The organism is Legionella saoudiensis, assembly GCF_001465875.1.
In the GTDB taxonomy this organism is placed as follows: Bacteria; Pseudomonadota; Gammaproteobacteria; order Legionellales; family Legionellaceae; genus Legionella; species Legionella saoudiensis.
The window spans coordinates 1,734,099-1,760,500 of sequence record NZ_LN901324.1; the positions used below are offsets into that span (position 1 = coordinate 1,734,099).

Consider the following 26,402-nt stretch of genomic DNA (forward strand, 5'->3'; position numbering starts at 1 on the left):
TTTCAACATTGCCTGCTATCCTTAAATGACAATAATAATTCGAATTCAGCCAAACATTTTTCGTTTAGCATTAGCAGGAAGCCTTCAAGTACTTTCTTGAAACCCTATTTAAAGGCATGGACGCATTTAAATCATAAAAAACTGTTCAAGACCTGGCGATAGGAGCATGTATGAGTAGTTTGTTACCAAGCAAATCGGATGTAGATGCACAAGGAATTTTTATCAAACAATTTTTATCAGATGCCCCCCCTTATCTCGCGCTTCCCACAGACAAGCCCAGACCCCCAGAATTAAAACTAACCCGAGCAGATTTTGAATGCATGCTTCCATTTGAAATAATTCATGAACTTAAAAACAAATTTTCCGGATATCCAACTGCTGATATTTTAATTGCTTCATTTAATATCCTGCTTTATCAGTATACTCACCAAGCAGATATTATTATTGGCGCAGCCCTTAAAACACACCAAGAGCAACGGTCAGAACAGAATTATGATTTTGCTCCAATTCCCCTGCATTACCATATTGAGGGCAATACCAAATTTGAAGAAATATTGAATGCCGGAAAAAATCTACTCCAAGATGCCAATAAGATAAAATCACTCAGTAGAGAACAAATATTAAGCCGCTTGAATATTTATGATTGCCCAAGCTGCTCTCCCCTCTTTCAGGTACTATTTTATTACTCAACCCAAGAGGACTTAAGAAATATTTCTATATATAACAATAACTTAATGCAAAAATCCGATCTTTGTGCTTCGATCAGAGAAACTAATGCAACACTCAATTGCAGCCTTAACTACAATACCAGTCTTTTTGAAAAAGAAACGATTGAACGTATGGCCCGTCAATGGCAAGTGATTATTAGCCAGTTATTAACGAATAATGAAATTTTAACCAAAGATTTGCTCAAATTGCACGAAATTGATGCCCAACAAATTTCCCTATGGAATCAAACTGAATTTGGACCTATTGAAAAACGCCCGATACAAGTCTTATTTGAAGAAGCAGTTGTCCTTAACCCAACAGCCGTAGCCTTAATGCACGAAGGTTTTACTTTAAGTTATAAGCAACTCAACCAAAGAGCCAATCAACTCGCTGCCCATCTTCTCAGTTATTACGTAAACAATTTTCCTGAAAATAAATTAATGGGTATTTGTTTGGATAAAAGCATTGATACCATTGTCAGTATTCTTGCTATCTTAAAAGCCGGTTTTGGTTATGTGCCCCTCGATCCTATTAACCCGTTAAGTAAATTACACTACATCATTGATGATACGAACTTGACTCATATTCTTACCGATCAGCGTCATGCGCAGGAATTTGCTACGTTAGAAAAACCAGAGTTACAACTTTATTGTCTAGATGCCCAGCATCAAGACATCAGCTGGCAATCGATGGAGAATTTAGCATTAGATTATCAATGCAGCGATGTGGCCTACGTTCTTTATACCTCAGGCTCCAGTGGTAAAGCCAAAGGTGTTATGGTAGAACAATCCAGTGTAGTTAATGCATTAAAATGGCTACAGCGTCAATTTACCTTGAAAGAGGATGATCGAGTCTTACAATTCACCCCTTATGGTTATGATAATTCCATCAGTGAAATTTTCTGGCCATTAATTCACGGACTTCCAGTAGTAATACCTAAGAGCTGTCAAGCCAATGATTTTGACTATTTAATCACCTGTATTAATCAAAACAAAGTAACCACGATGCAAATTGGGCCGGTTTTATTGAATAGTTTTATCGAATATTTAACCCCTGATAATAAATCCCAAGTGACCAGTTTACGGCGTATTTTTACAGGTGGTGCAGATTTAACCCGACACTTAAAAGAAAAAATCCTCCAAAAATTAAATATTAATCTTTATATTACTTATGGATTAACGGAAACACCGGTAACAACCTGCCGTCGCTTGTGCAGCCTAGATAAGCATAAAGATAGGAACTGCGAGCCCATTGGTAATTTAGTCAATAACTTAAAGTTCTATGTTCTTGATGATTACATGCAGCCCGTCCCTGTAGGCGTTTACGGCGAACTTTATGTTGGTGGTATCGGTATTGCTAAAGGCTATGTGAACAATCAAGTATTAACTCAAGAGCGATTCATACACAACCCATTTGCCAGTCCCGCTGAGTTAAACGCAAATTTTAATACTCGTTTATATAGAACAGGAGATTATGTGCGCTGGTTGCCTAATGGAGATTTGGAGTATTTGGGTCGTTCAAATGGCGGTATGCGTATTAGTGGCTATAGCATTCCTTTGAATGAAATAGAGGCTTGTTTGATGACCTTTTCCTTAATAAAAGAAGTGGTGGTTTTGCTTTATACCAACGCCTTTGCAAAAACCATGGTTGTCGCTTTTTTCACCTTAAAAAAACAATTCATGCATACAGAGTTTCAGACTGATGTCATGGATTCAGAGTTAAAAAACCATATTGCCCATCATTTGCCAAGCTTTATGATGCCAGAATTATTTATCAAACTGGAACAAATGCCATTAACGGCTAATGGGAAAATTGACAGACAACTTTTATTAAAAATACCACAAACAACTTAAATAGAGTTATAACAAATTAAAATAATGAACTAAGAAGCAGAAAATATGCACATTATCACTTACTTACTTGTTGGAATAACTAGCGGCTTGCTTTCAGGCATGCTGGGTACGGGTACTGCAATTATCGTCATCCCTGCGTTGATTTGGTTTTTACCTCAACATGGCGTGACGAGTGGTATGGCAGTACATATGGCTATAGGCACCAGCCTTGCCGTGGTTTTAGTAATTTCAATATACAATATTTGGATTCAACATAAGCATCAAAATATTGAATGGCATTTTACTCAAATTATTGGCCCTGGTTGCTTGATTGGTGCCTTAATTGGCGCCGCATTAGGTGTAATTATCCCCGGATATGTGATTAAGTATTTGTTTGTATTTGTTTTAATCATTGTTCTTTATACTTTATATCTTAAAAAAGAACCTAAAACCGCGCAAAAAGCTTCCAATATGAAATTAGCGCTGACGGGGAGTGGCATTTCTGGTATTGCCAGTTTAACAGGCGCAGGTATCGGCAACCTCATGGTTCCTTATTTATATCGACAAGGAATTGCCTTTCAAAAGGCAATTGCGACCTCAGTGGCCTGTTCTTTGTTTTATAGTACTAGCGCATTAACTATTTACATGCTTGCAGGCGTTTTTCAGTCGCATTATATGGCGAATCCCCTGCTCTACATTAATGCCCCTGCATTTCTGGCAATTACCGGCATGTCACTGATATTCACACGGTTAGGAGTAAAACTGGCTCAAGGGATACCGCCAAGTACATTAAAAATTATCTTTAGTATTTATTTGGTTATTACGAGTATTTTAATACTGGCTAAATGAATTGAGGGTAATAAAGCAATTATTATTACGAGCACAGTACAAGAGGATGATTAAAAATGAGTTTTGCGCATGACTATCAGATTGTACCATTGGGTGATTCAGGGCTGACCATCTATTTAACGACCGATGAGATTTCAGAAACTGCTCATCAACAGATTCAAACCTTATGGATGAAAATTGAACAGATCACCATCAACGGTCTTATCGAATGCGTTCCAGCATACGCAAGTCTTGCTCTCTATTATGACCCACGAAAAATTAATTTTAAACAACTAAAAGCGCTGGTCCAGGAACAAATACAGCTCTGCGTGCAACAAACGACAAGTCAAACTCATCGCCGTATTAAAATTCCTGTCTGTTATGATCCTGAATTTGCCCCAGATATTGAACTGATGGCGATACAGCTTAATTTAACCATTGAACAAATTATTAAACTTCACACCAGTAGGAGTTACCTCGTCTATATGTTAGGCTTTATACCAGGTTTTGCTTATTTAGGAAAATTGCCAGAAACCCTAGTCGTTGCCCGCCATGCAACCCCAAGGCTAGTTATTCCTGCAGGTAGCGTTGGTATTGCCGGCTATCAAACCGCCATTTACCCGGTAAAATCACCTGCTGGTTGGCAATTGATTGGGCGAACGCCATTAACCTTATTAAGTAATAATCAAGATGCCCCTACTTTACTCCAGCCCGGGGATCAAGTAAGTTTTCAACCTATTGATAAACAGGAATTTTTAGATTTGGAACCCTAACAAATATGCTGATCTTACATCCAGGTTTATGCACTTCAATTCAAGATTTAGGTCGTTTTGGTTATCAAAAATTAGGCTTCAGCCCTAGTGGCGCGATGGATTCCCGCGCTTTACGTATGGCTAATATTTTAGTGGGTAATGCAGAACACGAAGCCGCATTAGAAATTACCGTCGCCGGCCCGGAACTGGTTTTTCAAGAAGATACTATTATTGCACTGTGTGGCGCCAATATTTGTCCATCAATTAATGGTGAACCCATCCCTAATTGGAAGCCTATATTAGTCTCTAAAAATAGTCATTTAAAATTTGGTCAACTCAAAACTGGCTGCCGAGCTTATTTAGCAGTGGCAGGAGGCATTGATAGCACTGCATTTTTATCCAGCAAAAGCACATACAGCCATATTGCTATTCCTGGTATAGCAAAGGGTACGGTGGCGAAAAATGAACTAATAAAAGTAAATCAGCCCAGCCCTTTAACCCAACAGGTTATTACCCATATCCTCAATAATCAAAGTCAATTAGCACATATTCAGCGACACGAAGAATTTATTGAATTTAACTGGGCTATTAATTATTCACATTTCTATCCCGACTTAACTAAAGAACATCACGTACAAGTTATCTTACATCCACAATTATCTCTTTTGACCTTGGAGAGTATCGCCGCCTTCTTTAGTGAAGCTTATCAGGTAAGCCAAGCTTCAGATCGGATGGGCTATCGTTTAGAGGGCCCTGTTTTGGAGTTTGATACTTCTAAAACTATTTTATCGAATCCAGTCAATATGGGAAGTATTGAGGTGCCTGCCGATGGACATCCGATTATCCTCATGACCGAACGAGCAACTATTGGCGGCTACCCAATGATTGGCACCGCCAATAGCACCTCGCTACCTATCCTCGCCCAGAGCAAGCCTGGAGATACCCTGCGGTTTGCGATGATTACGGTAGAACATGCTCAGAAAAAGCTATTACAAGAAGAACAGGCTATTATGACGATGAAGCAAATCGTTCTTTCTAATTACCAGCAGATTGTGGAATCAATAATTCATCAGAAAAAATAGCCTATTGTTTGCAAGCAGCTTGGCGAATAACGCCGTAGCCCGTATTACACTTGCGCTAATAGGCTATAGTTGCGGTAACATTTTTTAAGTAAGCGAGAAGATTACTTTAATTACTAGGAGAGCATTTGTGTGAGTTTCCTTCTGTTACTGCGTTCACAAATCGCGCCAACTCTTTTAACTCGCCTTCAAACTTTTTTAATAAGGTAAACAAACGACTACCCGGCGCCGATGAAAAAAAGAAACGAAAAGAAAAGGACTCCTCCTCAATTTTTTTCTTCTCCCGCCGAATTAAATCCAGAAACTCCTCCAGTGATGTCTGAGGATTACGGAATTTTTCCATTAATTTTTCTATAGCCTGTAGACGGCTACTATTAGTGCATTGAGCAGCATAGCGCTCTAAGTCATTAATGAAAGTCGAGGTTTTGTCACTTATTAATCCCGACAACTCCGTAAAGGTACAGGATAAATGGCCTGAGAGTTGTGCAGTAACTACTTGACGCTCTTCTCTCTCTAAGGAAAAAAACAAATCGTGAAGGTCAGAAAATGAATGAATAAATGCTCTATAATTCACCGTAGAAAGTGCCCGAAGTCGAGCTGCAGAAGGAAGAACAATTAACCAACGATGCAAAAGTGCTCTATCCGCAATTAAATCAGAAAACTCAACAAAAGCGTCACTTTTACAATTTATGCTTTCCAGTAATATACCTAAGTGCTGACTATCGGTTACCCACATTTTTAATTGTGGTTTGACATGCTCGAGAATAGTCTCGTGCATTAAAACTTTATTCTCCCAATGTTGCAGAAATTTTAACAGTGCATCAAAGCCAGTAATTGTCTTTATGCTCTCTACGTATCGGCCCAGAAAATACTTTTTGCTCTCATTACCCCAGGCGTGACGCCATGTAGAGTAAGTAAGGGGCGAGAACCATTGGGATAATTGTTCAAAGAAAGCGTCAATTAGCAAGTTTGGATGCCCTTTAACCCCATGAGTAAAAAGCCTTGAAAAATCAAAACCCTTAAACAATTCCTGGAGTCTTGGTTGTAAATAAGACAACATAACAGTAAGTTGCGTTTCATTATAATTAACCATTAAAGAAATACATTCATCGCCATATTTCACGCCATCGCACATGAGCTTGAAGTAATCTTGCTCAAAACGTTGCCTAAGTTCTGACTTTAAAGCATAGAAAATAAAATTATATTGTTGCGGTTCATCACGAATGAGCTCTACGATTTCTGAAGAATTAGCCTGGATAATAATTTCTTGTTTTTCTGCCAAAAAATGTGGCAGTACCTTATGTAATTTATGCACCTTAAACGGCAATTGACTTAATCTCGTTCCCAGGCAGTTCAATACTGCTGCAAATAATTGTAGATTGATAGGAATTAATGAGAGCAAATCGCGCATTTCACATAATTCGGGTGTTATTATTTGCGATGTTCTCAATATCGGATACTCTGCAACCGTCATTAATTGAGCCAACTTATACCACCAATTATCATCATCAAACCCCAGGCTTTGGCCACGCGTATTTAAAGCCTGTAATGCGGCATTGCATAATCCCTGCAAATCAGAGGGTGTTGATGTGGCAGTTGTCTGCTCATTAAGGCTAATGGTGAATAATTGTGGATGCTGTATTAAATACTCATCAAGGGCCTGAGAAATTTGATCGACACAAGGAAAAATATCCTCATTCTTTTGGCGCAGGGATTCTTCATCAGTAAGCTCGCATCCGAGACAGCGAGCAAATAAAGTTAAAAAATAACATTCTAGCGTGGCGTTTTTATAACCATAATGTTTCAGTTTTAAATGAGCTACCTGCGCTTTAGTCTCTTCAGGCAATGCCCTCCATAAGCCATAAAAAGTCTGAATAGGACCTGCAAGTACTTCATTATCAGCAATATGCTCCGTTCCAGCATCCCCCACCGCTCCCCTTTTCAAGTCCCGAGCCAATTTTCTAATAGCAAAACCAATACTTTGATCATCAAACTGCTGATTATGTTTTTGCTTTAACGCATGCATATAGACACGACTCGCTTCGCCTCCTATCTGCTCCAGAGTTAAAAAATCCCGTCCGCCTAGCTTATATTGAAGCGCTGTTAAATCCTTTTGAAAATCGGGAAAGAGTACATTTGTATTTACTTTTGCTTGATTAAAAATTTCTGCTACTGGAATTAGTTGAGGCTTTGTTTTCCTTTGGCTTAACGCATAGAGCTCAAGAGGAAGATGCCCTTCCTCTTCGGTTTCCTCTTTCAAAGAAAAACCCATGGGTCGACAAAATTGCCAGACTGAAGGCATTAACATTGTCAAAACCGCTTCATCCGGTTTGGCAATTGCTTCTGCAACCTTAAGGCACAGCTGATTGATTGGTAAAAAAGGATGATTCAAATAGGCAATACTGCTTTTTTCTCCAACCAGCTCTCCTCGCTTGAGTAAATATCTTCTAATAAGTTGCTCAATTGCCTCCTGTTCGCTGTCAAAATCAACTTGTTGAACCAGCTTTTTAAAGAAGTCGAAACCCACCTCCGTCTCTAATTTCATCCAGTAAATTTCTTTTTCATTAAATGAGTCAGAAAAAATAAGGGGTAACTTTTGACATTCCTCTATGAATTGAAGCAACTGCACTCTTGATAACATAATCACTCCTAATAATGATGGCTAATATTAGCAGTAATTTTGTTCTTATAAAAAGCAGATTGTTCTGCGAATATTGGTTATCAGTAATTAATTTTTTAATACTTTATATTCATAAAGCTACTCAATAAAACTCGCCCTTGCGGTTGCATTATTCCCATAGTGTTCTAAAACTTACATGTAGAGATTAAATCTCGCGCATTATTTAAGTGATTTGTCCATATCTGTTTTAAACTCAGCATCAAGAAATTATCTTATCGTAAAGTGGTGATTATATTTCCAAGGAGGATATTATGAAACGCACAGTCGCTCTTATATTAGGCTTATTTGCTTTTTCCGCTTTAAATGCTGCAGGCGGTACTGGCGGAGGCGCTGGAGGTGCCGGAGGAAGTACTAGTGGCGGTACAAGCGGCACGACTACAGGAGTCGGGACAGGAAATCCTGGCACAGGAACAAATACCGGAACTGGTATTCACAATAATATGAATAATACAGGAACAGGAACAAATCCTAATACAAATGATACAAATACTGGCACTAATTTAGGAAATCCTGATAATAATACCAATACCAATATGAATTCCGGTACGAATTCGAATACTGCACCTTAAATAAACAAACCTTAATTATGCTGCATTACGGCTACATGGTTTTTAACTTAATATAGCCTTGATGCAGCATCAAGGTTTTGCCCATTACTTCTCGCGAGCAGCGAAAACCCAGCTTCCAATAGCGCCTACCCCTAAAATCAGTAGAATTATGGCTAAGGACCATTGTCCATAACCTTGGACCGCAGCAATAATGCCACTGGTTAATGCGGCGGTTAAATCTTGCAAGCTCGAATATAAGGCACCTGCGGTACCTGCCATTTGGGGAAAAGGGTGAAACGCTCCTGCAAATGCATTAATAAAGGTAAATCCCGCCCCCATACAAAATATCGCGACTGGAAGTATGATACTCCACATTGTGGTGATACCGTATAAGGCCAAACCCAGCATGCAAGCCCCACCAAGCATCATCAGTAATACTCCAACAAATACCATATATGATATACCCTTACGCATCACTAACTGGCTATTAATAATGCCACTAAAACAAATACCTGCAGCAATAAAAACAGTTAATTGTCCAAACTCAATGGGTGTATATCCTAAAACATCTTGAAAGAAAAACGGAGCAATAATCAAGTAAGAAACAATGCCTGCGCAAGCAAAACAAGAGCAGAGGGTATACCCTAAAAACACTTTAGAGCGTAATAAAATAAAAAAATTAGCACGCATTACTCTAAGCTTAGTCGCATCCGGGTTAAGATTTTTATTCGTTTCAGGCAAGGCGCAAAACGCGAGCACCCAAATCACTAATCCAAAGCATAATAAAAATAAAAAATTAGCGCGCCACCCAAAATGCTCCTGAATGTATCCACCTAAGGTTGGTGAAGCCACCATAATAAAGACACTGACGATTCCCACATAAGAGCCAATTTTTGCTAAGGTTTTTCCAGTAAATAAATCACGAACTAAGGAGCGCCCCACAGAACTGCAACAGCCAATACCGAAGCCTTGTAAAAAACGCCCTAGAATTAACATCCACACCGATGTGGCAAGAAAGCAGCATAAACTGCCCAAAATGCTTAAACCAATCCCAAACATTAGTGGGGGCTTACGGCCAATTTTATCGGATAAAGGCCCATAAAATACATGAGAAATTCCTAAACCCAACATAAATAACGACAGAGTCATTTGAATTGCCGCCTCACTACTATTAAAAACTTTGGCAATCGCAGGGAGCGAAGGTACGTATTGATCAGTAGTTGTTTGCATTAATACCATAAGCAATAACACAACAAAAACTAAAAATGGCGATACGATTCGGCGATCTGGTTTGGGCATTAAATGATCCTTGAAATTCATCAAGCCGTAATCCAAAATCACGACTGAAAATCAAATTACATCATGCAAGAGAGCAAAATAGCAAGACAACTCTTACATAAAACAGCAGGAACAGCAATTAGTTCCTACTAATACGCGCATCTCGGAATACATCTTCCATTGTAGGGTTGGTACGATAAATTGTAGAAAAAGCAATGTCATCCAATTTTGCTTCATCAAGCGACGACAATGATTCCATTAATAATTCACTGTAATTTAGGGCATCGGCAATAGTGCATCGTTTTTCAATATCCTTATCGATTAAAGCCTGTACCAATTTGATAATCGCCTTATGCTTAGGAGCTGCTGAACCAGGATTAACTAAAAGTTGTGAAGAATCCGAAACAAAACTCGCTGCAAATAAATCTGGGAAGAGCACGGCAATAATATGACCCATACCGTAAGTATCATTTAAAAAGCCTGTCTTATGTACTGGATCACGATAAAGTTCCGTAAACATCATCTTCTTAGTAGAGCCATGTTTTAGCATTGAGCCGAAATCAATTAATCTCATTGCTTGTCCCTGCACATCAAGAATAAAATTCAGCGGCTTAATATCATTATAAGTACGATAACGTAAATGTAATTCATTCAAATCGCGTAACGCGGTGATAATACATTTTAAGCGTGTATCAAAAGGCAAACTTAGTAGTTGCTCCCTAGAAAATCGTCCTAATGCCTGCCCAGGCTGCCAAGACGAAACCACATAAGCTGACTCGCCTTCAGAGAAAAAGAGTGCCGTTCTTGAAAATAACCCATGACATTTAGCCTCACGTCGCGCAGCCTCCTTTAAGTCGGGTACAACACCAGATTGTATCTGTTTGACGCAATAAGCAGGCTCTACATCGTTAGGCGATAAATAAGCTTGCCGAATTGTCCCTTGCCCACCACGGGCAAAAAGCGTCATATCTCTATTCATCCAGAAACTATGACCATCAGTTAACGTCGTTTGGGTTTTTAATTGATCCTCAGATACTCGCCTTTGAGCAATGCTTGCTTCAAAAGATGAGATAATTTTGGTTTGAATCCGTTGCAATGCACTTGTAAACGAAAGGTTATTAAGCAAATGATGTTTAGCTAAATTTTCTACCAGTATGCTAATTCGTTTTAAATTATTTTCAGATAAACGACATAATTGCTGAATATTTCTATCGCTTAACAAGCTAGCATTATGATGATGCAAAAAACTTATTAACATAAACAGGAGCTCAGCAGGTATTCTTACCTTTCGTTCAAAAAATTTTTTATTGTGCATCGGATAAGGCTGCTCCTTAGAAAACTGCTGCAGCAATTTAATAAAATCCATAACATAATTTTGAGGGGTTTCCTCCAAAAGGTTAAATGAATCGGCAGGTTCCGTAACAGATATATCTAAATTTCTATCGTTACATAAATCTCTTAAGAGATGATACCTACCCATTATCATCGCACAAGTAGCTGGGGTATATCCTGCCCTATTCTTAACCGCATTAAAGGAAAATTGTTTTTCCTTTACCAACCAAAAAACAATATGAGAAAACCCATTCATTGCAGCCAGATGCAATATCGTATCTCCATCTACATCCATATGGTCCAAACGATATCCTTTTTGATCCAATAATTGGAGAATTTCTAAATAACCATACTGAGTAGCCAACCAAACAGGGGATTGTTGCACATTACCGGTATCTCCTATCAATTCATATGCATTAGGACCCTCATTAAGTAACCACTCGACAACCTGATAGTGGTTCTCCTGTATGGCAACTGTTAGGGGAGACAATCCAGTTTTTGCGCGAACATCAAATGAATAATTATGCGCATAGAACCATTTTAATAAGGGTAAATGACCACCATAAGCAGCCAGTAAAACCACATCGTAATCATTTTTATATTGCGCCGTAAGGATTTGCCGCCCAAATTGTTGATGTATCCATTGAACCACATTAACATGACCCCTACTTACCGCAAGCAAAATCGCATTTTCTCCTTCGGTAAGAGAAAATTCAGCAAAAATATCGCTAATTAACCACTGTAAAACAGTAAGCTGACCTTTCATAGCCGCATATTGGACAATTTTTATGTGATGATATTCTTCTAGCTTGTTTAAAGAGTAGCGTCTATGTAGCATTTTCAATGCCTCTAGATCCCCCTTCTCAATCATCGAAGCGATTACTGCAGCTGAAGGAACCAAATGAGCGTTAGATATTTGGCTTTGTTGGTATTGCGTCAACCATTCTAGCAATGCCCCATTCATACTACTGTGGGCGTTCAACATCGTTTTTTCATCAAGCGCAAGATTTTTGGTGGTAATTAACCATTTCACGATTTCTAATTGCCCTTTCCTGGCTGCAAAATGTAAGAACTTATATAAATCAGGGGAATAACTATTCCCATATAGCTGTGCCACTAACCACTGAAATACGTTCAAACCACCATGAGATAGTGCGGCTGTAAAAACCGTTGTACCATCTTTTGCACGCTGAGCCACAATAGGCAATATCCCTTGTTTTTCACATAACCATTGCAGTATATTTAATTTATTGTAGGACGCGGCATACATCGCAGGAGTAAGTCCTGCTGCACTTACCTCATTCAAAAGAAGAGGTTTTTTACTATAAGCATAATCCAATATTTCTAGATGCCCATTTGCTGCAGCATGACTAATGATGCCATCGCCTTGGCTGTTTTTAACGTCCAATGGTACTTTAAGTAATTCCACTATCCATTTTACGACAGCAGCCCTGCCATTCATCGCTGCACACAATAAAGGGGAATTACCCCAGCGATCGCGGACACTTACACTATAGTCATGCGCCACCAACCATTTAAACAATTCAAGATGACCATAGGTTGCAGCCAGTAAAACCATATCTAATTCTTGCTGCACGCTACGTTGTGCCGATAAAACCTGTGAGCCGAAACGAGAATGAAGCCATTCGAGGATCGATATGCGGCCATTCATGGCTGCGATTAAAATGGCGTTTACATCCTTATTTCCATTGCTATCAACGGTATATTCGGTAAGCGATGATTCAGCAACAATACCTTGCTCAATGAGCCACTGTAAGATACCAAGCTGGCCGGCCATAGCTGCATATTGCACTATAGTTAGCTTATATTTCGGATGTAAGATATTTGCAGTACTCGTTAAATGCATGGTGAAAGGGAGTAGAGAGCGTAAATCCCCCCCATCAATACTTTGAAAAATTGTTTCAATGTCCTTTGCTGATAACTGGGATTGGTTAACTACCGTAAAACGAGAAGCTTTTTGTCGTTTGCCAAACATACCTGCACGATCCTTATAAACAGAAAATGAGACCTCTTTGCTGTTATTTTGAGTTCAATTAAAGTCAATAATATTACATCATGAACAAAATAAACTCAACAACTTAGGCCTTTACCTCCGCAGTGGTTCTGCTATGATAAGTTTCAATAAAAAGGCGATTATATTTAAAGGATTAACACCATGACGCATGATGATCAGAAAAAGAAATCCAAGGGACACATAGTCCTCTCCTCACATCCTTCGGTACACTCAGCCCCCTCATTAAAAATTAAATGGGGTGCTCCCAGCGCTAAAGAACGTGGACCAATTATTGCCTCCTTGACTAACATCCGTAATCGTAATGCGGTTGGTACCCATTCAGGCTCTTATTCAGTATACCGAGCACTTGCCGTCGCAGCTGGAGTATTAGATCCTGAACACGTCCCCGATCTGACTGATACTACCCCACCGGTGACTATTGGCCCACACCCCCAATGGAGTAATCCGCAAAAAATTATTTCATTAGATCCCTGGGGACACATGGTTGCCACAGAATTTGCTGAGGAAATTCAAGCCGGCTATGACATTCGACCCACAATTGCGGTTACCAGAGCACATATTAATATTCCCGAACTGCACACAGCGATGCAAAAAGGACGCCTCAAACCTGATGGCAAAATATTAAAAGAATCAGGCGATGTAACGGTAACCAAAGCAGCAATTGAGCCTGTTTGGTATTTACCCGGAATTGCTGAGCGCTTCCAAGTTTCAGAATCGGCCCTTCGCCGTACCCTATTTGAACAAACAGCAGGCATGTTTCCAGAATTAGTAACGCGTACTGACCTTGATGTCTTTTTACCGCCAATAGGAGGACTTACCGCCTATTTCTTTGGTGATGTAACCACCATTCATGATCCTAAAGTGGAACTAACTTGTCGTATTCACGATGAGTGTAATGGTTCTGATGTATTTGGCTCGGATATTTGTACCTGCCGCCCTTATTTAACACATGGCATTGAACTTTGTATTGAATCAGCTCAAAAAGGAGGAGCCGGACTTATCGTTTATAACCGTAAGGAAGGTAGAGCCTTAGGCGAGGTTACTAAGTTTCTAGTCTATAACGCACGTAAGCGTCAAAAAGGCGGCGATACAGCAGCTAAATATTTTGAGCGTACTGAGTGCGTTGCCGGAGTTCAAGACATGCGTTTCCAAGAGCTTATGTCTGATGTTCTGCACTGGCTGGGCATTACCAAAATCCACCGTTTTGTTTCCATGTCCAATATGAAATACGATGCCCTCATTAAATCAGGAATCGAAGTGATTGAGCGCGTCACTATTCCTGATGAGCTGGTTCCTCCTGATGCTCAGGTAGAAATGAATGCAAAACGTGCTGCTGGTTATTACTCACCGGAGCGCATCGTCGATATTAATGAATTAGCTGAAACCAAAGGACGTGAGCTTCATGAATAAGGAACAACAAATACAAGATCCTGTATTAACCATGCTTCGTGATCCGCGCAGCATTCGCACTCGTGCTCATGCTATTTTAAAGCTTGCCAAACAAAACAAGCTTAATCACTTTAGCCTGCAACCGGAACAAATGGCAGCTACTGCCTCATTTGTTACTGAGGTAATTCAAGAGCAATACCCCAATTTGGATATCCCCTACCATAGTCGCTGGCGCCATTTTGAAGCTGGCGGCATTGATCGCATCAAAAAAATGCAGGAGCAGCTGAGTTCACTTAATTCTGAGCAACGCGGGAAGATTCTTTATGAATTGGTAATTATTAGCGTATTTTTGGATGCTGGGGCCGGCCCTTCCTGGCGCTATAAAGAACCAGCATCTGGAAAAGAGTTTTCACGCTCGGAAGGGCTGGCTCTAGCAAGCTTGGACCTTTATCAATGCGGCAGCTTTAGTGCCCACCCTCAAGAACCGTTGCGCGTAGATGCTCAACGCTTAACCGAATTTAGTGAGCAAGATCTGCAACAGGGTTTTCAAGTCAGCAGCAGCAATCCTCTTGAGGGTGTTTCAGGTCGGGTTGCTTTATTAAATCGCCTAGGTAAAGCAATCCATGAACATCCTGAGTATTTTGGTCCAACTGGACGCCTGGGTGATTTTTATACCAATGTTCGCTCTATGGCAACACAGGGTCATTTGGAAGCAGCACAAATTTTTCAAGCGGTACTTGGCGCCTTTAATAATATCTGGCCCGCGCGGCTTAGCTATCAAGGAGTGCCCTTAGGTGATGTATGGTTGCATAGCGCATTAAAAACCCAAGATTCCGGCTCTGAATATGTCCCATTTCATAAATTGTCTCAATGGCTCACCTACTCTCTTATCGAGCCTTTAGAACAAGCTGGAATCCAAGTTACGCAACTTGAAACATTAACCGGCTTACCTGAGTATCGTAATGGCGGATTATTGATTGATACGGGCTTGCTTCGAGTTAAAGATCCAAATGCCCTACACCAAGCTCATGATCCCAGCTCTGAGCTCGTAGTGGAATGGCGAGCTTTAACCGTGGCCTTATTGGATGAACTGGCTGATTTAATTAGAGAAAATCTACAAAAAAATACTCAAGAGCTACCACTCGCAAAGATCTTGCAAGGAGGTACCTGGGAAGCAGGACGGCGTATTGCCAGGGAAAAACGTAATCAAGGTACCCCGCCACTACAAATTATTAGTGATGGTACTGTATTTTAGGAGTTATGATGCAAAATCAAGAGGTTGTGGTAGTAAATCATCCGTTAATTCAACACAAATTAACGATCATGCGCCAAAAGGAAACCAGTTGCGTAAAGTTTCGCACTCTAATGCATGAAGTAAGCATGTTGTTGGCCTATGAAATTACTCGTGATCTGGAAATAGAATATGCTGATATCGAAACACCTATGGCAACAATGAAATCCCCCGTTCTCAAGGGCAGGAAAATGGTGTTCGTTTCTATTCTACGTGCAGGCAATGGTTTAGTGGATGGCATGTTACAACTTGTCCCTACTGCTCGTATTGGTCATATTGGATTATATCGTGATCCCAAAACTTTAGAGGCTATTGAGTATTATATTAAATTACCTGAGCACATGCATGATCGTGATGTAATTGTTGTTGACCCCATGCTTGCCACAGGAAACTCAGCAATTGCTGCGGTTAAAGAAATTAAAGAAAGAGAACCAAAATCAATTAAATACCTCTGTCTGCTTGCAGCTCCTGAAGGTATAGCCACTTTCCATGAAGAGCATCCTGATGTCACTATCTTTACTGCTGCAATTGATGAGCGGTTGAATGAAAAGGGATACATTATCCCAGGCCTAGGAGATGCTGGAGATAGGCTTTATGGGACAAAGTTAGACTATTAATAAATACCTAGCCCGCATTAGCACCATCAATACGGGTTAGGGTATCCAACGCTTTACAATGCTAACCAATCTGTAGTATTAAAGTAATATGCAGCATAAAAATACCATTTATGTGAAAAAAATAGACATTAACTGGTAATATTATGTACAATTAGGACTTCCTTGTATATTGGATTAATAATACAAGCCCGTTTTAAGGTAGGATGTATGGCGATAAATGAATCTTTGGCAGTACCCGTATCTGGAGCAGATCAAAGCACTACTACTTGGGAAAAACAAGATACAGTTTGGATGCTGAGCCTTTATGGTACTGCAGTAGGCGCAGGCACATTGTTCCTGCCAATTGATGCGGGCCTAAATGGCATTTTGCCCTTAATTATCATGGCCCTATTAGCTTTTCCAATGACTTACTTCTCGCACCGAGCCTTATGTCGATTTGTTTTATCTGGCTCTTCGGCACAAAACAATATCACTGAGGTGGTAGAAGAACACTTTGGCACCTTTTCTGGGCGTATTCTAACTGCCTTATATTTTTTTGCAATCTACCCCATTTTGTTAATGTACAGCGTTGCCATCACCAACACGGTAGAAAGTTTTCTGGTTAATCAGGTTGGCGTCTCCGCTCCACCGCGCGCTCTTTTAGCTATTATTCTTATTCTCGCCTTAATGGCGATTATCCGTTTTGGGCAGGAAATCATTGTAAAATCAATGTCCCTTATGGTTTATCCCTTTGCAAGTATTTTGCTATTTTTATCTTTATATCTAATTCCTAATTGGAATAATGCCGTTTTACAACAAAGCAACTCCTTACACGCAAATGGCGGAAATGGGCTACTAATGACCCTTTGGTTAGTTATTCCTGTAATGGTATTTTCTTTTAACCATTCACCGATTATTTCCTCTTTTGCGGTCAGCCAAAAAGAGCGTCATGGCGAGGCTGCTGATAAACGTTGTACCAATATTATGAAATACAGCCATTTAATGATGGTGTTTTCAGTCATGTTTTTTGTGTTTAGCTGTGTATTTAGTCTTTCCCCTCAAGATTTAATGCAGGCCAAACAACAAAATATCTCAATTTTGTCTTATCTTGCCAATCATTTTAAAACCCCATTAATTGCTTGCATTGCGCCCATTATTGCCTTTATTGCCATTTCCAAATCGTTCTTAGGACATTATCTAGGTGCTAAAGAAGGCTTGAGCAGCATTATTGTTAATTCGTTAAAATCATCTGGAAAAACAATTAGTAAAGACAAGCTGCAACTGGTTATTGAAGTATTCATGGTTATTACTTGCTGGATCACCGCCACAATTAACCCGAACATTCTCAAAATCATTGAAACTTTAGGAGGGCCAGTTATTGCTGTGCTGTTATTCATTATGCCAATGTATGCGATTGCCAAAGTACCGGCAATGAAAAAATACGCTACCCAAAAAATTAGCAATCTATTCACCGTGATCATGGGTGTGATTGCAATTTCTGCAATTATTTATGGCCTACTTTAACAACGCGCGCCTGCAAATATTTATTAGGTAGCTTGGTGCAAACCACCAAGCTACACCATTGGCTCTAGAGAATACTCATGTCAATGTGAATTGGCTTTCCTACACTTGCCTCCACCCACCAAGATATGAAACAATCAGGCAAATTATCCATGCAATTGCATTAAATGCACAGTGAATTTCATTATTTACCTATAGAAAACATCCAAGCAGGTCAATATCAGCCCCGACAAGACTTTAATCCCGATGCCTTAAAAGAATTAGCTCAATCCATTGCTTCTCAGGGCCTAATTGAACCACTCATTGTACGCGCCATAGCCAAAGAGCGTTATGAGCTTATTGCCGGTGAGCGGCGTTGGCGAGCTGCGAAAATAGCAGGAATGCTGCAAGTACCCTGCTTAATTGGTAATTACAGCGATAAACAAGCCTGCGCGCTTACTTTAGTTGAAAACATCCAGCGTGAAGATTTAAATCTTATTGAAGAGGCCAGCGCCTATCGCCGTTTAATGGATGAATTCAACTATCATCAAGATGAAATTGCCACATTAGTAGGCAAATCACGCAGCCATGTTGCCAATATCTTACGCCTATTAACCCTTACTCCTTTTGTAAAAAATTATCTTCGTGAGCGAACTCTATCCTTAGGTCATGCCCGCACCTTAATTGGCTTAAATCCGACTGACCAAGAATATTTAGCTGAGCAGGCCATAGTGGAGCAATGGTCTGTTCGTCAATTAGAACAGGCTGTAAAAGAACAAAAAAAGCAAAATTCAACACCTATTAAAAACGCCAAAAAAGATCGCGACATTGAGCGTTTGCAAACTATTTTAGCAGAGCAAGTAGGTGCCCCTGTAGAAATAATCGACGATAATGGTGATGGGGGCTGGCTTAAAGTGAAATTTTTTAACAATGACACGCTTGCAGGGCTTTTGGAGCGGCTGGGCTTACGATATGATTAGAATCTGCCTCCAATTTCTAATGGGAGCAGCCTCTAATAAAAAAATTATCCTAGAAAAAGGAACCAACATTGATAAAATGGATGCTAACTGGCTTATGTTTGCTGGCATTATCGTCAGGCTCTCAAAGCGGCAGTATACAAAATGATGTAGACGCATTAATTAAGCAGATAAACCCTAATGTCAATCTTGGCATGGTCGTTATTGATTTAACTTCTGGTGAAACTTTATATCGACGCAATGCGGACCGTTTTTATATTCCTGCCAGTAATATGAAACTGTTTTCGGAAGCAGCTGCATTGATGGTGCTGGGCCCAGATTATCATTTTACTAACCAGTTAAGTATCAGTTCTGGAATGGTGCAGCAAGGTGTATTACATGGTGATATTTACCTAAAGCTCAGTGGCGATCCTTCTTTCTCACGTGATGATTTAAAGGAATTACTTTCCTCTTTAAACAATTGGAACATCCGTGCCATTCAAGGCAATGTATATATTGATAGCAATCTAGCTAATGTCGATGCCTATCCTCCTGGATGGTTAAGCACTGATTTAGCTTATAGCTATGGAGCCCCCAATGCTCCTGTAATGCTCGATGCAAACCGCTTAACCGTGACAGTAAACCCTGGAGCCAAAGCAGGTGATCCAGCCATTGTGGAGGCAAATGATGAGGGGGCTGCCATCAGCATTAATAATCAAGCCACCACTAAAGCGAGCGCAGAGGGGTGTGGCGTGGGCTTTTCCCTAGATCAAGACAATCACCTAATTACCCGTGGCTGTGTAGGGGTGGGGCAAGGAGCCGTACAACAACGAATGGCAATAAAAAATCCACTAGCCTATGCCCAGGGAATGATTCGCAATAGTTTAGCCCAAGCGAATATTCAACTGAGTGGCCAAGTTCAATTAGGTAAAACCCCTGCCGGGGCTTTATTGATTGCCAACCAGCATTCAAAAGCATTATCGGTGCTGATGGCTGACACGCTAAAACCCTCTGATAATTTATACGCAGACAGCTTGTATTTACATGCTGCTGCCAAACTTAACGGAGCTCCAGTTAATTGGAAAGAGGCGGAACCAATCATCAAAAATTTTTTACAAACACAAACTGGAATTGATTTTAGCCGCTCTATATTTACTGATGGCTCGGGATTATCTCGTTATAGCCTGGTCACCCCTGAACAAACTATTTCATTATTAACATTTTTATATCAACGCTTCCCTCTTGCTTATGAGTATATTGCCGCCCTACCGGTTTCTGGACGTGATGGTACCTTACAAAAGCGATTCAAGGTTCCGACACAACAGGGTTTTGTTCGGGCAAAAACGGGTACAATGACCGGAATAAATAGCTTATCTGGCTATTTATATACAGCTAATGGCCATACTTTAGCTTTTGCCATGTATGTCAATAGACAACCAGGTAAGTCTTCAGGTCCTGGGCGTCCGGTATTAGATGCTTTATGCTCTTATTTTCTTAAGCTTAGCCCTGTGATAAATCATGCCCCACAACTGGTTTCGGCACACAAACCCGTTAATTTTCAATTAAAGCCAAATCAAATTGAACGACAAAAGGCACACCAAGCCAAATGGAGACGCTTGGAATCTGCCATACGCACTGCCCTACGCGGTCAAACAGTTAATATAATCTATCGTGGCGATGAATTAGTGGTAACAGATAACCAATCCGATGCCAATAAGGTATGGGCATCTCTGCAATCCGTTGTCCAAAAATATCCTTTTGCCGTAATGCTTTCCTCTAAAACCTTAGCAATTCACCCTGCTGCTAAACCTGCATTACTGTGGGTACAAACTACAGATACAGGCAATCAAGCAGAGCGTGTATGGACCATCAAGGAGTCCGCATAAAAAAGAGCCACATAGAACAAAAATATCCTTTTTAGCTTGCTTAGGTGTATAATAAGGGCAGAAAGCGTAGTCAGGATAAGTGTTGCGCAATCCAGGGTTTGTTCAAAATTAAGGCCTTGATTCCCAATTATGGCTAACCGCCATCCAGGCTACTAAGTACCACCACTTACCTCTATTTGGAGAAAAATTTGAGCATTATAATGCGTATTGTATTCCTCACCTTTTTTCTATTCAATGCAGCATGTGCTGCACCAATGCCAATACAGTTTTTAACGGTGAGCGATATTCATTACGGTAATAATAATAAACTAGGCGATGGTCAAGATGCCGGGCCTGAACTTCTTAAACTTACCGAAAATAAAATAAAAGAATTAAGTCCTACGGTAAATTTTATCCTTTTTTTAGGCGATATCCCTGCACATGCCCTGTTGTTTAATTCGTCCAAAGTGGAATATGAAAAAATCGTTTTCCAAAGCTTATATCGCAGTGATATAGCACAAAAACCTATATTTTATGTCCCAGGAAATAATGATTCTCTTCAAGGAAACTACCAGCCTTTTGAAGCAAATGGTATTTCTCCCCTGACCTATGCTACTGATTGGGATGGAGCCTGTGCTCATTGTAAAGGCCTTATAATTGATGACAGCCATATGTATCATGATGGCTATTATTCCAGTTATGTTATTCCTAATAACAAAGAAGTGATTCTATTGGCCTTAAATGCCACCCAATGGACCCAAATACCATGGCTAAAACGTGGATTTTTCTCTAAATACAAAAACCAAGAAGCCGATGCGCGCACACAATTAGCTTGGTTAGAAGACCAGTTAAAAAGTCACAGTGCAAAACAATTGCTTATTGCAATGCATGAGCCTCCTGGCCGCTCTTATCTCGGTGAGTCCATTTGGTATGAGAAATATGAACAAGAATTTATAAGAATTCTTAATAAATATAATCACTTGTACGGGCAAATTACGTTACTTAGCTCCCACACTCACATGGAAGAATTCCGCAGGGTGCGATTAGATAATGGACTTAATTTGTATGATTATGCCACTCCAAGCATTAGCCGTAATCATCATAACTATTCAGCGTTAAAAGTATTTAGCTTAAATCCAGAGTTGCAAATAAAAGACTTTACTACGTATTACACGAGCGCTTTACGCGAATGGAATAATGAGCAATACCACGCTCTAAGTGCCCCAGACCCTATTTTACCTAATTGCCAAGGACAAACCCTGGCAGAATGCTTGGACCAATTAACTCCAGATCAAGTCTGTGAGGATTTGGACAAAGGCGCATTTTACGGAGTAAAAAACGCTGATGTACCGGATAATAATTGTAAAAAAATCTTTGCGGTAAATTAAGAAGTCTGGCCTTATAGTAAGCTGCGCTTAAGACTCATAACGCTAAACTTTCTAAGTACCAGAAAAACACATAATCCTGGGGAGCTACGGCGAAGGGGCTCCCTGAACTTATAGGATTTTCATATCCAGGAGATCCCTTACGGTACTTCTGTTAGCTTAACCGGGAGATGACATTTTCACTGAAACCTCACTTGCAAGTTCTTCCTCATTTTTTTTCTGCAAGTTATATTTATCTTTAAAGTCTTTAAATTTCTCTGAGCCATCCGCTCGCTTTGCTACCTCTGGTTTTACTTCAGCAGATGGCTTTAAAGGGACCTGGTCTGCTTTTTCAGTACTATTATTTCCATAACTCCAAAAACGTATACTTGATGTAATATTTTGCCCAATATTTGCTATCATCACCGGAACACGAGAGGCCGCATTAATTGCCGTTGCGGTTATCATTTGCCCCATTAGTTTATTCTGATTTTGTATTACATCGAGACCTAAGCAGTCATCAATTACTTCAGAATATCCCATTTGTGAGTTTAAAATAAAAGTATTACCCGCATGATAACCTGGTATATTGTCAACATTAATACCTTTACTTTGAACCATAGATTCAAGTGCCGAGCCAGTATGAATTATTTTTTTTGCCTGGGTGGCAAAATCACTTACATCTCTCTGATAAGGATCAATAGTCAACATAAGGTAATTAAATGCCTCGCCTCCAGCTATTATTATGTTCTCTTTGGTTAAATAGTTTTTGATGCTTTGGCCAACAAAATCACATCCCTTTTGAAAATAACTACCCTCAGATTTAGCTTTTTCTTCTCTTTTAGTCTCTTCCCTTTTATGATTCTCCTGATGACTTTTCTGTCGATGTTTCTTTCTAGCCATAAGGACCTCAACAAACACACACTCTGTATATTAATTATATACATAGATACTTAAATGCGCATTCCATGGCAAGTTCTACAATGCTTTGGTTATAGTATTTCTACGTATTGATTAGATAAAGCACGGGAATGTATACTTATTACACAAATACATCTTGGTGATAATCATGAGCTTAAGTGCGCGAATATTTATTGTCGGCCAGCCAGGTGCAGGAAAAGCACTATTAGCGAAAACCATTGCAGAACGGCTAGGTTGGAATTATGTTGATGCGGATACAGGCTTAGAATACCTTTCAGGACTTCCTATTGATGAGATTTTAGGAGAACAAGCTACAAATCATTTTCTTAATTGCCAAAAAAATATTTTAGCTACTTTATTGCAACGAGAGCATATTGTCGTTACCACAGATGCCAGTATTGTGTGTGATGAGGAGATCATTAATTTACTTAGGGCTGAGCACGTCGTCTATTTACAAGTTAGTCTACCTGTACAAATAACACGCCTTGCAAAAAGCCAACAGCCACTATTAGGCGATTCACTGGAAAAATTCCTGCAAAAACTACATGTTCAAAGAAACCATTTATATGAAAAAATTGCTACATTAAATATTGATAGCAACGATAGCAACTTGGAGTCTCATGTAAACTCAGTACTACACGTAGTTCCTTCATCAATGCACCTGAAGCATCCCTCTCCTGCATTAAATGCAAGCGAGCGGGCTTTTTATCATAAACAATCACACGAACTTATTCATTTAACAGAGCAGCAAGCTAAGTGTCTTAAGTTATTAGCTCAAGGAAAAACATCTAAAGAAATCGCTAAGCTTTTAAGTATCTCTTTTCGCACAGTTGAGGCAAATCTCGCTAAAGTCATGTTGGCCTTAGGATGTACATCCAGTAAGGAGCTTATTGCTCTATATCATCAAAGACCATAGCACTCAGCGGAATATGAATACGAAAAATGAAAACCCAGTGGCAAACAACCCCAGACCTGTTTAGCGCTAAAGCAGATATGATAGGAAATAATAAACTTCCTTAGATAAGCGACTAACCCACGTGCAGATCTAATAAATTATCAGTTGGTTAGCCCTTCAGTTCCTGCTACTATAATTTTATTTTCAAAAAATTTAATCATGAAAAATAATCAATTTGATCTAATCGTTATTGGTGGCGGCAGTGGTGGTATTGCAAGTGCAGTGCGTGCAGCAAAATATGGAGCCAAAGTAGCCGTGATAGAGGCGAACCATTTAGGTGGAACCTGTGTTAACTTGGGTTGTGTTCCTAAAAAAATAATGTTTAATGCCTCAATGATGGCAGAAACAATGCATCGTGCACCGGATTATGGTTTTGCCCCGGTAGATGCAAAATTGGACTGGAATGATTTAGTAAATAAACGTAATGCCTATATTGAACGCCTAAGAGTAAATTATACTAAACGTTTTGAGCAATTTAATATTACTCGCATTCATGGTTTTGGTGCATTTCATGATAAGAACTCAGTCGTTGTAGATGAACAAATTTATCATGCAGACCATATCATTATTGCCACAGGTGGTGAGCCTATTATCCCCAGCTTCACTGGCATGAAACATGTAATTGATTCCGATGGTTTTTTTGCCTTAACAAAACAGCCTGAAAAGGTAGCTATTATTGGTAGTGGATATATTGGGGTCGAGCTAGCCGGCGTTTTAAATGGTTTAGGCTCTGAAACGCATTTGCTGATGAGGGGCGAAAAGCCTCTGAGTCGTTTCGACCAAGTTTTGGGTGATACCCTCTTAGAAACGATGCAACAGCAAGGAATTCATGTTCATCAAAATCATCGGGCATGCGAAGTCACCTTACATACTGATGGCCGAAAGGCGATAGCCTGCCAAAGTGGCGCTCTTTTATCTGATCTGGATGTAATCATTGCTGCAGTAGGCCGAAAACCCCGTACACATAATTTAAATTTGCAAGCAGTACAAGTTAAAACCGATGCGCAAGGTTTAGTTCTAGTTGATGCATTTCAAAATACCAGTACTGCGGGAATTTATGCGATTGGTGATGTGACTGAGGCTCCTGCCTTAACACCTGTAGCTATAGCTGCAGGACGCAGGCTTGCTGATCGTTTATTTGGTAACCAACCGGATGCACATTTAAATTATGACTATATTTCCTCGGTAGTATTTAGCCACCCGCCTATTGGAACAGTAGGGCTAACTGAAGAGGCTGCAATCGAGAAGTATGGTAAAGAGCAGATTAAGATCTATCAGACACGTTTTAACTCCATGTACTATGCTTCAAGTGATGATAAGATCCCAACGGTAATGAAGCTGGTAACCCTGGGCAAGGAAGAACGAATTATTGGCTTACATGTTATCGGCCTGGGGGCAGATGAGATGTTGCAAGGTTTTGGTGTGGCGGTCAAAATGGGTGCCTGCAAAAAGGATTTTGATAACACCGTTGCCATTCATCCAACAAGTGCTGAAGAATTTGTAACGATGGTGTAATTAAGATGAATCTTTCTATTCGCAGTTTCGAGGGGAAAAGCCCTACCTTGGGCAATAAAGTTTATATTGACCCACAATCTACGGTAATTGGTGATGTAACATTAGGCGATGATGTTTCTATTTGGCCAATGGCTGTCTTGCGTGGTGATGTAAATTTCATAAAAATAGGTAGTGCCTGTAGCATTCAAGATGGAGCTATTCTTCATGTTACCCATGATGGCCCCTATACTTCTGGGGGTAAGCCTTTGATTTTAGGTCAAGGTATAACTGTAGGACATCAAGCGGTGCTACATGGGTGTACTATTGATGATTATTGTCTCATTGGTATGGGAGCATTAATTTTAGATGCTGTCCATATTCAGCATCATGTCATGGTGGCAGCAGGTAGCGTCGTTTCGCCGGGCAAAATTCTAGAAAGTGGTTATTTATATCTAGGTAATCCTGCGCGTGCGGTTCGAAAATTATCAGCTACCGAATTAGAGCAATTAGAGTATTCTGCCCGCCACTATGTACGTTTAAAAGATAAATATTTAAATCAAGAATAACTTTTGGTCAGTTCTATTATGGTAGGTTGATCGAGGCACGGAACCCTGGGTTGCTTCGCTGCGCTCGCAATGACGGGGAGCGATTTTTGCGAAGAGCCCTATTAAAATCATAGCGCGTACTCACGCCTCTCTGGCAGTGATGAGGTTCTATGGGCGGATTCAAGTTAAAATAATGGCTGGTATTTGGCTCTCTCGCCCACGAATGAAGCTTGATAGGCTCTGTGGTCACGCGCGGGAGATGGGTATTGGGTAATCATTTACAGACTGCAGAAACAAAAAAAGCGGCTCCAGGCCGCTTTTCTATTCTTAATAAAACCCTGGCGATGACCTACTTTCACATGAGGAGACCTCACACTATCATTGGCGCATGTCTGTTTCACTTCTGAGTTCGAGATGGATTCAGGTGGTTCCAAACCGATATGGTCGCCAGGAA

19 protein-coding genes and 1 rRNA gene are annotated in these 26,402 nt (G+C 40.0%); 15 read left to right on the top strand and 5 right to left on the bottom strand.

Going from position 1 to position 26,402, the window contains the following annotated elements:
- The first annotated feature begins 170 nt into the window (after nt 1-170).
- From BN3124_RS16460 to BN3124_RS16475, 4 genes are read left to right on the top strand one after another with little or no spacing between them, the layout of a single operon-like run.
- Nucleotides 171-2,561 carry a non-ribosomal peptide synthetase gene (locus BN3124_RS16460; RefSeq protein ID WP_058535841.1) on the top strand — a complete coding sequence of 797 codons (2,391 nt, stop codon included), beginning with the start codon at nt 171-173 and terminating at the stop codon, nt 2,559-2,561.
- 45 nt (nt 2,562-2,606) lie between these two features.
- Nucleotides 2,607-3,389 (top strand): sulfite exporter TauE/SafE family protein, encoded by a 783-nt coding sequence (locus tag BN3124_RS16465; protein ID WP_058535842.1) that lies wholly within the window; start codon nt 2,607-2,609, stop codon nt 3,387-3,389.
- Between the two features lie 56 nt (nt 3,390-3,445).
- The gene (gene pxpB / locus BN3124_RS16470; protein WP_058535843.1) at nt 3,446-4,141 is read left to right on the top strand and encodes a 5-oxoprolinase subunit PxpB; all 696 of its coding nucleotides are present in this window, start codon (nt 3,446-3,448) and stop codon (nt 4,139-4,141) included.
- Nucleotides 4,142-4,146: 5 nt separating this feature from the next.
- The gene (locus BN3124_RS16475) at nt 4,147-5,202 is read left to right on the top strand and encodes a 5-oxoprolinase subunit C family protein (RefSeq protein WP_058535844.1); all 1,056 of its coding nucleotides are present in this window, start codon (nt 4,147-4,149) and stop codon (nt 5,200-5,202) included.
- Between the two features lie 106 nt (nt 5,203-5,308).
- Here BN3124_RS16475 and BN3124_RS16480 read toward each other — a convergent pair whose 3' ends face one another.
- Complete coding sequence (locus BN3124_RS16480; RefSeq protein ID WP_058535845.1) at nt 5,309-7,840, bottom strand: hypothetical protein; 2,532 nt, start codon at nt 7,838-7,840, stop codon at nt 5,309-5,311.
- 290 nt (nt 7,841-8,130) lie between these two features.
- On the opposite strand from BN3124_RS16480, the gene BN3124_RS16485 reads away from it, so the two are divergent.
- The gene (locus tag BN3124_RS16485) at nt 8,131-8,448 is read left to right on the top strand and encodes a hypothetical protein (RefSeq protein WP_058535846.1); all 318 of its coding nucleotides are present in this window, start codon (nt 8,131-8,133) and stop codon (nt 8,446-8,448) included.
- Between the two features lie 84 nt (nt 8,449-8,532).
- Here BN3124_RS16485 and BN3124_RS16490 read toward each other — a convergent pair whose 3' ends face one another.
- Both BN3124_RS16490 and BN3124_RS16495 read right to left on the bottom strand, forming a co-directional pair.
- The gene (locus BN3124_RS16490; RefSeq protein WP_058535847.1) at nt 8,533-9,726 is read right to left on the bottom strand and encodes a multidrug effflux MFS transporter; all 1,194 of its coding nucleotides are present in this window, start codon (nt 9,724-9,726) and stop codon (nt 8,533-8,535) included.
- A 118-nt stretch (nt 9,727-9,844) separates the two neighbouring features.
- On the bottom strand, nt 9,845-13,033 hold the full coding sequence (locus BN3124_RS16495) for an ankyrin repeat domain-containing protein (protein ID WP_058535848.1): 3,189 nt from the start codon (nt 13,031-13,033) through the stop codon (nt 9,845-9,847).
- A 180-nt stretch (nt 13,034-13,213) separates the two neighbouring features.
- Here BN3124_RS16495 and BN3124_RS16500 point away from each other — a divergent pair, with 180 nt between their 5' ends.
- The 7 genes from BN3124_RS16500 to BN3124_RS16530 all read left to right on the top strand — a co-directional run bounded on the left by BN3124_RS16500 (nt 13,214) and on the right by BN3124_RS16530 (nt 22,057).
- Nucleotides 13,214-14,482, top strand: a complete 1,269-nt coding sequence (locus BN3124_RS16500; protein ID WP_058535849.1) for a GTP cyclohydrolase II — start codon at nt 13,214-13,216, stop codon at nt 14,480-14,482.
- Nucleotides 14,475-15,716 carry a URC4/urg3 family protein gene (locus BN3124_RS16505; RefSeq protein ID WP_058535850.1) on the top strand — a complete coding sequence of 414 codons (1,242 nt, stop codon included), beginning with the start codon at nt 14,475-14,477 and terminating at the stop codon, nt 15,714-15,716. Before BN3124_RS16500 ends, BN3124_RS16505 begins: the two co-directional genes overlap by 8 nt.
- Before the next feature lie 8 nt (nt 15,717-15,724).
- A complete protein-coding gene (gene upp, locus BN3124_RS16510) occupies nt 15,725-16,369 on the top strand; it encodes a uracil phosphoribosyltransferase (RefSeq protein WP_058535851.1) in 645 nt (214 codons plus the stop codon).
- 207 nt (nt 16,370-16,576) lie between these two features.
- On the top strand, nt 16,577-17,872 hold the full coding sequence (locus BN3124_RS16515) for a serine/threonine transporter (protein WP_058535852.1): 1,296 nt from the start codon (nt 16,577-16,579) through the stop codon (nt 17,870-17,872).
- A gap of 164 nt (nt 17,873-18,036) precedes the next feature.
- Entirely contained in the window at nt 18,037-18,828 is a 792-nt protein-coding gene (locus BN3124_RS16520) for a ParB/RepB/Spo0J family partition protein (protein WP_058535853.1), read from the top strand.
- A 71-nt stretch (nt 18,829-18,899) separates the two neighbouring features.
- A complete protein-coding gene (gene dacB, locus BN3124_RS16525) occupies nt 18,900-20,690 on the top strand; it encodes a D-alanyl-D-alanine carboxypeptidase/D-alanyl-D-alanine endopeptidase (RefSeq protein ID WP_058535934.1) in 1,791 nt (596 codons plus the stop codon).
- A 188-nt stretch (nt 20,691-20,878) separates the two neighbouring features.
- Complete coding sequence (locus tag BN3124_RS16530; protein ID WP_058535854.1) at nt 20,879-22,057, top strand: metallophosphoesterase; 1,179 nt, start codon at nt 20,879-20,881, stop codon at nt 22,055-22,057.
- Between the two features lie 156 nt (nt 22,058-22,213).
- Here the strand turns inward: BN3124_RS16530 and BN3124_RS16535 are convergent, their stop codons facing one another.
- Entirely contained in the window at nt 22,214-22,936 is a 723-nt protein-coding gene (locus BN3124_RS16535) for a hypothetical protein (protein WP_058535855.1), read from the bottom strand.
- Between the two features lie 166 nt (nt 22,937-23,102).
- Between BN3124_RS16535 and BN3124_RS16540 the strand changes: the two genes are divergently transcribed.
- From BN3124_RS16540 to BN3124_RS16550, 3 genes are all read left to right on the top strand, one after another.
- A complete protein-coding gene (locus tag BN3124_RS16540; RefSeq protein ID WP_058535856.1) occupies nt 23,103-23,870 on the top strand; it encodes a shikimate kinase in 768 nt (255 codons plus the stop codon).
- Nucleotides 23,871-24,068: 198 nt separating this feature from the next.
- On the top strand, nt 24,069-25,424 hold the full coding sequence (gene gorA / locus BN3124_RS16545) for a glutathione-disulfide reductase (RefSeq protein ID WP_058535935.1): 1,356 nt from the start codon (nt 24,069-24,071) through the stop codon (nt 25,422-25,424).
- 5 nt (nt 25,425-25,429) lie between these two features.
- The gene (locus BN3124_RS16550; RefSeq protein WP_058535857.1) at nt 25,430-25,969 is read left to right on the top strand and encodes a gamma carbonic anhydrase family protein; all 540 of its coding nucleotides are present in this window, start codon (nt 25,430-25,432) and stop codon (nt 25,967-25,969) included.
- 315 nt (nt 25,970-26,284) lie between these two features.
- Here BN3124_RS16550 and rrf read toward each other — a convergent pair.
- Nucleotides 26,285-26,400: ribosomal RNA gene (gene rrf / locus BN3124_RS16555) — 5S ribosomal RNA — on the bottom strand.
- Nucleotides 26,401-26,402: the final 2 nt, after the last annotated feature.